The sequence below is a fragment of the Candidatus Aminicenantes bacterium genome (assembly GCA_026393795.1).
GTDB lineage: Bacteria > Acidobacteriota > Aminicenantia > UBA2199 > UBA2199 > UBA2199.
Map to the genome: position 1 here is coordinate 1 of JAPKZL010000183.1, position 11135 is coordinate 11135.

At 57.3% G+C, this 11135-nt stretch carries 11 protein-coding genes and 1 pseudogene; 5 read left to right on the forward strand and 7 right to left on the reverse strand.

The features are described from left to right. From NTW95_08645 to NTW95_08665, 5 genes are all read left to right on the forward strand, one after another. Window positions 1-189 (forward strand): Rho termination factor N-terminal domain-containing protein (locus NTW95_08645; GenBank protein MCX6557478.1); only part of this gene is annotated, 189 nt, incomplete at its 5' end. Between the two features lie 116 nt (window positions 190-305). Then, on the forward strand, window positions 306-959 hold the full coding sequence (locus NTW95_08650) for a redox-sensing transcriptional repressor Rex (GenBank protein ID MCX6557479.1): 654 nt from the start codon (window positions 306-308) through the stop codon (window positions 957-959). A gap of 48 nt (window positions 960-1007) precedes the next feature. Next, the gene (locus tag NTW95_08655) at window positions 1008-2279 is read left to right on the forward strand and encodes a hemolysin family protein (GenBank protein ID MCX6557480.1); all 1272 of its coding nucleotides are present in this window, start codon (window positions 1008-1010) and stop codon (window positions 2277-2279) included. Beyond that, a complete protein-coding gene (smpB, locus tag NTW95_08660; protein ID MCX6557481.1) occupies window positions 2257-2715 on the forward strand; it encodes an SsrA-binding protein SmpB in 459 nt (152 codons plus the stop codon). Before NTW95_08655 ends, smpB begins: the two co-directional genes overlap by 23 nt. A 129-nt stretch (window positions 2716-2844) precedes the next feature. Beyond that, entirely contained in the window at window positions 2845-3921 is a 1077-nt protein-coding gene (locus tag NTW95_08665; protein ID MCX6557482.1) for a PilT/PilU family type 4a pilus ATPase, read from the forward strand. A gap of 49 nt (window positions 3922-3970) precedes the next feature. On the opposite strand, the gene NTW95_08670 is transcribed toward NTW95_08665, so the two are convergent. The 7 genes and pseudogenes from NTW95_08670 to NTW95_08700 all read right to left on the reverse strand — a co-directional run. Further along, entirely contained in the window at window positions 3971-4426 is a 456-nt protein-coding gene (locus NTW95_08670; protein ID MCX6557483.1) for a DoxX family membrane protein, read from the reverse strand. Then, window positions 4410-4886: a rhodanese-like domain-containing protein gene (locus tag NTW95_08675; protein ID MCX6557484.1), complete on the reverse strand. Its 477-nt coding sequence runs from the start codon at window positions 4884-4886 to the stop codon at window positions 4410-4412. The genes NTW95_08670 and NTW95_08675 overlap by 17 nt, the downstream gene beginning before the upstream one ends. Window positions 4887-4998: 112 nt before the next feature. After that, window positions 4999-5307, reverse strand: coding sequence for a hypothetical protein (locus NTW95_08680; protein ID MCX6557485.1), 309 nt, complete (start codon window positions 5305-5307; stop codon window positions 4999-5001). A gap of 152 nt (window positions 5308-5459) precedes the next feature. Further along, complete coding sequence (locus NTW95_08685; GenBank protein ID MCX6557486.1) at window positions 5460-6992, reverse strand: YifB family Mg chelatase-like AAA ATPase; 1533 nt, start codon at window positions 6990-6992, stop codon at window positions 5460-5462. After that, window positions 6992-8383, reverse strand: coding sequence for a transglycosylase SLT domain-containing protein (locus NTW95_08690; GenBank protein ID MCX6557487.1), 1392 nt, complete (start codon window positions 8381-8383; stop codon window positions 6992-6994). The genes NTW95_08685 and NTW95_08690 overlap by 1 nt, the downstream gene beginning before the upstream one ends. 415 nt (window positions 8384-8798) lie before the next feature. Beyond that, window positions 8799-9374: pseudogene (locus tag NTW95_08695) on the reverse strand (GTPase domain-containing protein). A 146-nt stretch (window positions 9375-9520) separates the two neighbouring features. Next, window positions 9521-11135 (reverse strand): BamA/TamA family outer membrane protein (locus NTW95_08700; GenBank protein MCX6557488.1); only part of this gene is annotated, 1615 nt, incomplete at its 5' end.

Consider the following 11135-nt stretch of genomic DNA (forward strand, 5'->3'; position numbering starts at 1 on the left):
ATGAATGTAGCACAAATAAAAAAATACGCCAAAGAAAAGGGGGTCGATCCCGCTCGGATGAAAAAAGCCGAATTGATACGGGCCATCCAAGCAGCCGAAAAAAACCCGACATGCTACGGTAGCGACAGGAAATTTAATTGCCCGGAAACCAATTGCCTTTGGGAGAAAGACTGCAAAAAAGAAATGTGATTGCTCCCAGCATTTTTTTTACCTGCTGTAAAAATTAGCTCAGGCAAAAAATGTTGACATTGTTGCCAATGTCGGATATCATTAAATTTTAACTTAAACAATATAAAGAGGAGCAGATGAAAAAGAAGATCAGCTTGCGGGTCATCCGCCGGATCTCGTTCTACTATGAAGCCCTGCTGAAGTTGAACCTCCCCGAGAACGCTTATGTGTCCTCGAAAAAGCTGGAGGAGGTCACCGGCGTGTCCTGCAACCAGGTGCGGCAGGATTTTTTCTACCTGGGAATTTCCATCGGCAAGCAGAAAAAAGGCTACCAGGTCCATAAATTGTTCCAGGAATTGAAGAAAATACTCTCCGTCGACCACGTGACCAAGGTGATCATCGTCGGCGCCGGCCGCATCGGCCAGGCCCTGTCCAATTACAAGTTGTTCAATGACCGCAACATCACGGTCACGGCCCTGTTCGACATCAAGGAGGGGCTGGTCGGCACTGAAATAGGCAAACCCGGCCGCAAAAAGCCGGTGCTGCATGTCGATCAGCTGGACACCTACCTGCAGGAAAATCCCGACATCAAGATCGCCCTGCTGACCGTACCGGAGGAGGCCGCCCAGGAAACCATGGACAAGCTCATCGGCCACGGCATCAAGGGCATCGTCAACTTCGCCCCCAAGATCCTGAGAGTGTCGAAGGAATTCCACGATGTCCAGGTGAACAACGATTGCATCGGCACCTCGCTCTATCAGATCGTTTACCAGCTCTATCACAAAAAATAGGCCGGCAGAGAACATGGGGGCGCAAGCGACGGCAACAACGGGCAGGCGATGAACCCCCACGAATTGATTTTTCTGCTGCTGCTCTTTTCCCTGCTGGTCCTGTTCAGCGCTTTTTTTTCATCGGCCGAAACGGCGCTGTTGACGGTCAGCCGGATCAAGCTGGCCCATCGCGCCAAGAAAAAAGACAAAAAAGCCCTGCGGCTGGCCCGCATCCTGGAAAAACCGGATGAATTTCTTTCAACCATCCTGATCGGCAACAACCTGGTCAATGTCGCCGCGGCGGCCATCGCCACCTACCTCTTCACCCAGTTCTTTAAAATCAGCCAAAGCGCCCAGCTCCTCGGCGCCACCATCTTCACCACCCTGGTTTTGCTGGCATTCGGCGAAGTCACGCCCAAGTCGTACGGTTACCGCCACGCCGAAAAATTATCCTATCTCTACATTCTCCCGATCCGCTTCTTCAACCTGCTCTTTTTCCCGCTGGTCAAGGGCCTGACGTTGCTAGTGAATTCCATTTTCAACCGCAGCCAACAAAAGTCCTGGGCCAAGAAGGAGCTGAGCCTGGAGGAGATCAAGCATTTCCTGGCCAACGAAACTCAGCTGTTCAAGTACAACCCGGAAACCCTCACCATGCTCATCGAGATCATCGACATCTCGCAGAAGGACATCAAGGCCATCATGACCCCGCGCACCGGCATCGCCGCCCTCAAGGAAAACAGCGGCAGCCGGGAGTTGAAAAAGCTCATCCTGGAAAAAAAGTTTTCCAAGATCCCGATCTACAAGGGCAACCTGGACCACATCTCCGGCATCATCGATGCCCATGCGCTGCTGCCAATCATGCTGAACGAGGATTTCAAAAACCTGGATTTAAAGAAGATCGCCGCCAAGCCGATCTTCGTGTCCGAGTACTCGTCGCTCAACTACATCCTGAAGGAATTCAAAAAGCAGCAGCTGAACCTGGCGGTGGTTCTGGACGAATACGGGTCGACCATCGGCATCATCACCTTGAGCGACATCCTGAGCGGCATCCTGGGCGACATCGCCCTGGGCAGCCGGAACATCAAGAAGCTGAACCGCAACGTCTTCCAGTTCAAGGGCAGCACGCCGGTGGCGGAGATCAATTCGCGGCTGGGGATTGACTTGCCCGAAAAGAAGGACTATACGACCATTTCCGGCTTGTTCATCTATTATTTCGGCAAAATGCCCCAGGAGAACGCCCGGGTTAAAATCAAGCAAAACTTGCTGATCGCCAAGAAAATGGGAAAGAGAAAGATCGAAGACATCCTGCTCATCCGCCATGAAGACCCTAGCGCTCAATAGAAAAGCCTTCCACGATTACGAGATCATCGAGAAATTCGAGGCCGGCATCGCCCTGGTGGGCACCGAGGTCAAATCGATCCGCGCCGGACAGGTTTCCCTGAAGGACTCCTTCGTCGAGATCCACGGCCTGGAGGCATTCCTGCTCCGCTGTCACATCACCCCCTACCTAAATGCCAGTTTTTTCAACCACGAACCCGAACGGAAGCGCAAGCTGCTGCTCAACAAAAGGGAAATCCACCGCCTGGACCAGAAGGTCAAGGAACGCGGCTTCAGCATCGTGCCGCTGCAGCTCCTGCTCACCCCCAAGGGGCTGGTCAAGATCGAGATCGCCCTGGCGCGCGGCAAACGGGCCTACGAAAAAAAGCAAAAGCTCAAGGAACGCGACATCAAGCGGGAAATGGACCGCGATGTGCAGCGCTTCCGGAACAAAAAATGAAGCCGGGCTTTTCGCGCGCCATGACGGTTGACTTGCTTTTTTTTTATTTTTTGATTATTATTTTAGAATGAAACGCTTTGCTGATCCGGCCCCAGGGCCGAGGTACCCACAAAGACGAGGCATGAACGTATGTCGCAAATAAACCTGAACCAAATATTGAGCTTTGCCGCCCAGAAAGAGGTTTCCGACATTCACTTCCAGGTCGGCATCCCGCCCATGGTCCGGCACCTGGGACAGCTTTACCTGCTCAAGTACCCGGTGCTGACCGAGGCCGACACCCTCTATATCGGGCGGACGCTGGCCAAGTACGAGGATGAGGAGAAGTTCAAGAAGGAGGTCCGGGACTACGACGGCTCCTTTTCCGTGGCCGAAGTGGCCCGCTTCCGGGTGAACGTCTTCCGCCAGAACAACCGCTACGCCGCCGTGCTCAGGCTGATACCGCTCAAGTCGCGCACCTTCGCCGAGCTGAACCTGCCCAAGGTGCTCGAACAAATCTCGGACATCCACCGCGGCCTGATCCTGATCACCGGCGCCACCGGCAACGGCAAATCGACCACCCTGGCCACGATCATCAACTACATCAACCAGAAGCGCCGCGCCCATATCGTCACCATCGAGGACCCCATCGAGTTCATCTTCGAAAAGAACCAATCGATCATCTCGCAGCGCGAGATCGGCCCCGACACCGAATCGTTCGCCACGGCGCTGCGGGCGGCGCTGCGCCAGGACCCGGACATCATCATGGTCGGCGAGCTCCGCGACCAGCAGACGGTGGACACCTGCATGAAGGCGGCCGAGACCGGCCACCTGATCATGGCCTCCATCCACACCCCCGACATCATGCATTCCATCAACCGCATCCTGAGCTACTTCCCCTCCGAGGAGCAGTCCTCGGCCCGGCAGCGGCTGGCCGACAATCTCATGGCCATCGTCTCGCAGCAGCTGCTGCCCAACCTGGAAAAAACCGGGCTCATCCCGGCCTGTGAAATCATGCTGGTCAACAAGACCATCAAGATGTGCCTGAAGAACCCCGAGAAGGCCGATGAAATACTCAAGCACGTGGCCAAGAACAGGGACATGGGCATGCAGACGTTCGACCAGCACCTGATCGAGCTGGTGAAAGGCCGCAAGGTGTCCCTGGAAGACGCCATGGTGGCCTCGGAACAGTCCGATCAAATCCAGCGCGATTTGACGTTAGAGCCCTAGGATGGAATAAGTAGGGGAGGGTTTAAAACCCTCCCCTACATAAATATCATCAAGAATTCTTTTTCTCGCGGCCGAAAAAGAGGATCACCCAGGCGGGGATTAGCATCAGCAGGTCGCGGAAAACAAGCAGGTAAATATTTTCGCCTTCGCCCAGTTTGGTCGAAAAACAGCCGCAGCTTATTTTCAAGCCGCGCAGGGCGCTGAGCCCCAGGGCGGAGATGAACAGCAGCAGCAGAGCCGTGAGCAGCATGGCGGCGCTGCGCACGCAAATCCCCGAAACCAGGCAAATGCCGGCGAACAATTCGACCCAGGGCAGGATCAGCGCCGGCAGGGTCAGCAGCGACACGGGCAACAGCTTGTAGCTCTCGATGGCCCGGGTGAACTGCATCGGCTGGGCGATCTTGTCCAGGCTGGCGTAAATGAACAGCCCGCCCAGGATCAAGCGGGCCACGACCTGGAACGGCGGCGAAGCCAGCGATTGTTTGAGCTTATCTGGCAAATGCATTTCCCCTCCGTTGCCAATCCCCGACCCCGCCCTGGTAGATCAGGAGGTCTTTGAATCCCCGATCATAGAGCCTCGCGGCCAGGTCGGCGGCATCGGGGCATTTCGGGCCGCCGCAATAGACGATGAGCAGCCGGGCCGAGCGCAGCCGCTGGGCCAGCGGCGGCAGGGCCTCGGCGAACATGGCGACCGGCAGGTTGACGGCTCCGGGGATGAAGCCCAGGCTGTATAGCTCGGGAGGCCGGGCATCGAGCAGAACGACGCTCGGATCGCCGATCATCTGCCTGACCAGCTCGGCGTCGGCTTCGCCGACCTGGACCGGCAGCACGGAGTGGATCGCCTTCCCGCGCACCTTGAACAGGAACAGCGGCGTTTTGGAAAAATAATTGCGCCCCAAGCCGAAAATCACGCTGGCCAGCAGGATGAAGCCAATTTCAAGCAGATTTTTTTTGCGCACGATCATCCCTGGGCAATCAGAAGCAGCAAAATTATAGAGAACACTTTTTCAATCGGAAAAAACGCACTCCGCAGTTTGATCCTGCGGAGTGCCTTTCTTCGGGTTAAGACGCCCTTGTTTACTTGATGGCGGCGAGTAGTTTTTCGATCGTTTTCAGGGCTTCTTTCTCGTTGACGTTGTACCCGCAATACGCATAGACCATATCCGAGGCAGCCGCATAGCAGTCGGTCCCGTTGCAATCGAATTGCTCATCACCATCGACCACGTAATAGCAGTCGGTTTCAGTGCAGCACGCTTCAAACGTGTGGCCCGTGCACAGTTGCGTTGCCCCCGAGCACTCGGCCTTCTTCTTGCAGCCCGTATTGATCACGAACAAACACGCGAGAAGAATGACACCGAATAAAAACGGTTTAGCTATTTTTTTCATTATAAGCCTCCTTAGGGTTAGCATTATAGGGGATAGCAAAATCAAATGTCAACCGTTTCAATTCATTTTTTTGAGTTTTTTTTGATTATGGCTGCCATCGGGAAATGAATGGATGAGAACTACCAGCGAGTCGTTCACTAAACGCGGATATTTTAAAACCGCGAAAGATCCAGCGAGCGGTACTGCAGCGCTTCCTGGATATGCCGGGGGGCGACCGTTTCCGCCTTTTCCAGGTCGGCGATGGTCCGGGCCACCTTCAGCACCTTGAAATAGCCGCGGGCGCTCAGGTCGAATTTTTCCACGGCCATCTGCAGCAGCCGGTTCCCTTCCCCGTCCAGGGGGCAAAATTTCTTGATCTCCTGGTTTTTCATCTGGCCGTTGGCGAACAGTTTCCTTTTCAACGGCTGGAAGCGGCACAGCTGGATGTCGCGGGCCGCCAGCACCCGCTTCCTGATGGCGCCGGAACTCTCGGCCGCAACCGTCGAGGTGATCTCTTCCAGCTTGACCTTCTTCAGTTCGAGCTGCAGGTCGATGCGGTCGAGCAGGGGCTTGGACAGTTTGGCGTAGGTGTGCCGTTTCTGCGCCAGGCTGCCGGCGTAATAGCCGCTGTCCCCCACCCCGATCGAATCCTGGCTGGGGTTCATGGCCGCGATCAGCATGAACCGGGCCGGGAAGGTCGAGGAGGTCAGCGACCGCGAAACTGTGATCTGGCCATCCTCAAGCGGCTGGCGCAGGACCTCCAGGGCCGATTTTTTGAAATAGGGGAGCTCATCGAGGAAGAGCACCCCGTTGTGGGCCAGCGAGATCTCGCCCGGTAGCGGATACTTGCCGCCGCCGCTGATGCCGACATCGGAGATGGTGTGGTGCGGCGAGCGAAAGGGACGCTGGCACACCAGGCCGCCCTTTTCGCCCAGCAGCCCGGCGGCGCTGTAGGTCAGCGACGTTTCCAGCACCTCATCATCGCTCATGTCGGGCAAAATGGACGGCAGGGCCTTGGCGATCATCGATTTTCCCGATCCCGGCGGCCCGATCATCAGCACGTTGTGAAAACCGGCGGCGGCGATTTCCATCGCCCGCTTGGCCAGGTACTGGCCCTTGATCTCGGCGAAGTCGTTCTCGTACTCCCGCTCGCGGCGTTCCCCGGCCCCGCCGGCGAAAGGGACGAATTGGTCCGGGTGTTGGATCAGATCGATGACCGCGGCCAGGTTTTTCAGCGGATAGACCTCGATGCCGTTGACGAAGGCGGCCTCGTGGCGGTTGGCAAACGGGATGACAATGCCGCGAAAACCGTTCTGGCGGGCGAACAGCGAGATGTTCAAGACCCCCTTGACCGGGTTCAGCTCGCCGTTGAGGTTCAACTCGCCGTAGAAGAGAAGATCGGCGAAGGCCGGGCTCTCCAGGTGGTAGCGGTTCTTGATAATGCCCACGGCCATGGGCAGGTCCAGGGCCGACCCCTCCTTGCGCACGTCGGCCGGCGACAGGTTGATGACGATCTTGGTGGCCTGGGGATAATCGAAATTGGACTGGCTGACCGCCAGCTTCAAGCGCTCGCGGCTTTCCTTGACCGCGTTGTCGGGCAGGCCGACGATGACGATGCCGGGAATTCCGCGCGAGAAACCGACCTCCACCTCAGTGGCCAAAACGTCCAGGCCATTGAGCACCGCGGAATTGATGCGGCTGATCATCAGCCGCCGTAGGGGATGATCAGGCTCATGCCCGGCCGGATGAGGTTGGATTTCAAACCGTTGGCCCTCTTGATGGCGCCGACCGAGGCGCGGTGGCGGAGGGAGATGGAGTAGAGGCTGTCGCCGGAGCGCACCCGGTAAAAATTGTACTTGGGGACCTTGTCGGGCGGGATTCTTTCCAGTCCGGCCAGCAGCGCTTCATCGGCGCCGGCGGGAATGCGCAACCGGTACTCGGCCAGGTTGCTCGGGGTGATGTCCCGCAGCAGCTCCGGGTTGAGGCGCTTCAGCTCGGCGTCGGGCATGTTCAGCAGGGCGGCGATGCGGTTCAGGCTGGCCGGCGAAGGGACGGTGATCGTCTTGCTGTTGCCCAGGACACTGTCAACCGGAGCGGTCGAGAAGCCGTATTCCTGGGGCGAACGGGCGATGATCAGGGAAGCCAGAAAGGCCGGTACGTAGTTCCGGGTTTCGCGGCGAATATGGCGCGACTGGTTGATCTCGAAAAAATCGGAGGTGCGTAAGACCCGCATCGCCTTGTTGAGGCGGCGCGGGCCGCCGTTGTAGCAAGCCAGGACGATGTACCAGTCGTCGTACTCTTCGTACAGGCGCTTCATGAAACGGGCGGCGGCGTCGGCCGCTTTGAAGGGATCGAGCCTTTCATCGACCTGCCAGTCGACGCGCAAGCCGGAGAGCCTGGCCGTGGCCGCCATGAACTGCCAGGCGCCCTTGGCCCTGGCCCGCGAACTGGCGTCGACCCTGAATCCGCTTTCAATGATCGGCAGATAGGCCAAATCCACGGGGATCTCGTTTTTGCGGAAAATTTCCTTGAATGGTTCGATGAATTCCTGCGACCGGTCCAGGGCCCGCTGGATGCCCTCATGGCGGATGGTCTGGAAAGCCTTGATAAAGGAGACCACCTGGGGATTAACGATCACCGGGATGCTGTAGCTGACTACCGTTGTTTCGCTCACCTTCTGCTGCAGGTCTTGAACATCCTTCTGTGAGGGCGAAAACAGCGGCGTGGAGATGACCTGATCGAGGAATGCCTCCTGCTGCTCGCTCTCCGGCCCGCCCTTGTCCTTCAAATAATTCAGCTCGATGGCCGCGATTTTTTCGATGTAGCCGTTCAGCGCATTCCGGGCATCGCTGCCGGGCTCGCCGGCGGCGGTGCTGTCCATCAGCAGGTCCAGCGTCCGATCGAAGTACGAGCGCGCCCCGGCCATGTCCCCTTTTTCCAGGCAGGTCTTGCCCTGCTGAAAGCAGCTTTCGGCCCGGGCCAAGGGCGCCGTCGGCAGGCTGGCGTCGATGGCGGGCTTGGGCATGCTGCGGGCGGTTTGGCAGGCCAGCAAAAGCGACATCAGGGCCAATCCGGGGCAGAGTTTAGCTTTTGACATCAAGTATGATATTCACTTTTTTGGTTTCAGGATTCAATTCGACGGCGAATGAGTGCAGCACGCGCCCGTCATTGCCCTTGATATCCACGGTCAGCCGGCCGTCGGCGCCGCTGATCCTTTCAATCTTGGTCACCCGGGTCGGGTCTTCGAACGCGTTCAGCACCGAGCCGATGGACTTTTCTTTCGGCTTGTCCGCGAAAGCCTTTTCCATCTGGGTTTCGGCGCCCTCGCGCACGGCCGCGATCACCTGGGCTTCATGGTGTCGCGCCGCCGTCTGCACCGTCTCGATGGCCGGCATCGCCTCCATGCTTATTTTTTTCACCGGCAGGTCTTCCATCCTCATGATCCGGTGGCTCGAGTCGACATCGAAATTGACGGCCATTTTCTGCGCCGAAACGGTGGCGTGCTCGAGCGCTTCCTTGATCTTGACCAGGGTCAGCGAGGAAATGTCCCGCAGGGTTTCGATGACCCCGCGGCCGTTGCTGGCCACCGCCTCGAAGTAAGGCCGGTGCAAATAGTTCAAATCGCCGTTCAATTTTTCCACCGGCATGACATTTTTCAGATCGCGCTTGTTGTACTGGAAAACCAGCGGGATATCCTCAAGGTTCTGATTATGAAAATTCAGGTTGTTTTTAAGGTTCTCGAAGCTCTCCAGGTTGGCCTGATCCATCAATTCCTGGGAATCGGCCACGAAGACGATGCCGTCGGCGCCCTTCAATACCAGCCGGCGCGTCGAGTCATAAAATACCTGCCCCGGGACGGTGTACAATTGGAATTTCGTCTGGTAGCCCTTGAGCAGGCCGACGTTGATCGGCAGCAGGTCGAAGAACAGGGTGCGTTCGATCTCCGTTTCCATGGATACCAGTTCGCCGCGGGCGCGCGGATTGGTCACGGAAAAAATGTACTGCAGGTTGGTGGTCTTGCCGCCCAAACCGGTTCCGTAATAGACAATTTTCGCGGTCACCTGCTTGGACGTGTGGTTGATCAGCATTTTCCCTACCCAGTTCTATTTTCGCACTTTCCGCCTTGAAAGTCAATCATCCCTCAAGGGGACGCCACCCTTCGGGATGGCAGCCGTCCGGAAAGCGGTTAAACAGAAAAAGGCGGAGCCTTAACCCAGCAGAGCTATCTAAGGCTCTAAAAGTCGAAGCCGATCCAGAAATTGATGCCGTTGTACGTCGTATTCTGAAAATCGGTCTTATACACCCATTCCACATGGAGCGGGTAGCCGAAGAGGAAGAACTCGATGCCGTACCCCAGCGAGGCCAGGGAGTCCTGCAGCTTCCCGTCCTTGGAAAAAACGAACGGCTGGTCGTTGAACCACACGCCGCCCAAGTCGAAGAAGAAAACGCCGCGGACGGGACCGATGATGCCGATGGGGGTCAGCGCCGCCATGACCAGCGGAAAACGGAACTCGGCGTTGAAGAAGAAGCCCTTGTTGCCGATCAGGCTGCGGAAATCGGCCGCGCGCAGCGTATTGTTGCCGCCGCTCCAGAATAGCAGCGGGTTCGTTCCGCCCGAATAAAAACCGCTCAGGCGGAAAGCAAGCAGCGACTGGTTGTCGATGCGCAGGTACTTGCGGAAGTCGCCTTCCAGAATAAAGGCGTCCAGCGAATCGGAGAAGAGGCTGATGTACTTGCTGACGCTGAACTTGAAGGTGTGGCCCATGTTCGGCCCGTAATTGGCGAAGCGCGTGGTTTCCGAGACCAGCGCCACTTCCAGCGGCATGGCCATGCCGTTGAAGAACTGGCCGTAGGGAAGCTTGTAGCCGTAGTAGAACAGGTCCGAATCCTCGGTCTGGTGAAAGACCGACAGGTACAGCTCGGCTCGGGTGGAACGGCTGAACGGGTAGATGAACCCCAGCTGTCCGCCGATGCGGCTGCGCAGCGAAAAATAATTCGTGTAGTTGTATGAAAGATAGTAGCCTTCGCCCTCGGAAAAGAGGTGGGCGTAGTACTGCAGCCGCCGCTGCTGGTTGAGATAAGTAAAGTGATAGGAGCGGTAGCCGTAGAAGGATGACAGGTAAAAGACAAAATTCTGGTCGCCCAGCAGGTCGGTCACGCCCAGGTACGAGGCGCCGAAGAAACCGCCGCTGGTATCCACGGCCACCAGGATCGGCGGCAGGCTGGTGATGATCAACTTTTCGAACGGCTTGTATTTTTTGGGGGCCAGGGTGAAAGTCAGCGGCGGTTCGGCGGCCGCCACCACCGGAGCGGCGCTGATGGCGGAGAACTGCGCCGGGCGCTTTTCCAGGAACGTGCCGGCATCCTTCTTGAAGAGCAGAAAGCTCCCCTTGTGGTAGGAAGAGATGACCAGCTGACCTTTTTCATGGGGAATTTCCACCGGGAAAAAATTGCCGCTGCGCACGTCGGTATAGCGGTAGAAAATCTTGTTCTCCAGGTCCAGCGAACAGATGTTGAAGGCGCCGCGTTCGTCGGAGCTGTAATAGACCGTTTTGCCGTCCAGGGCGAAAGCGGGGGCGACATCGTTGTAGGCGCCGTCGGTCAGGCGCATGGCCAGGTCGGGGTTGGCCGCCGCCGCCAGGTACAGTTTTTCAAACTCTCCGTCGCTGGCCGAATAAACGACCTTTTCGCCGTCGGCCGAGATGTCGACCGCTTTCACGTAGAGGCGGCCGTTGGTCAATTTCCTGATCCGGCCGGAACGCAGATCGAGCGAGAAAATGAACGACTGCAGACCTTCGATGCCGGCGAAGTACAGCTGATTGCCGTCGGGGTGGAAAACCGGGGAGGTC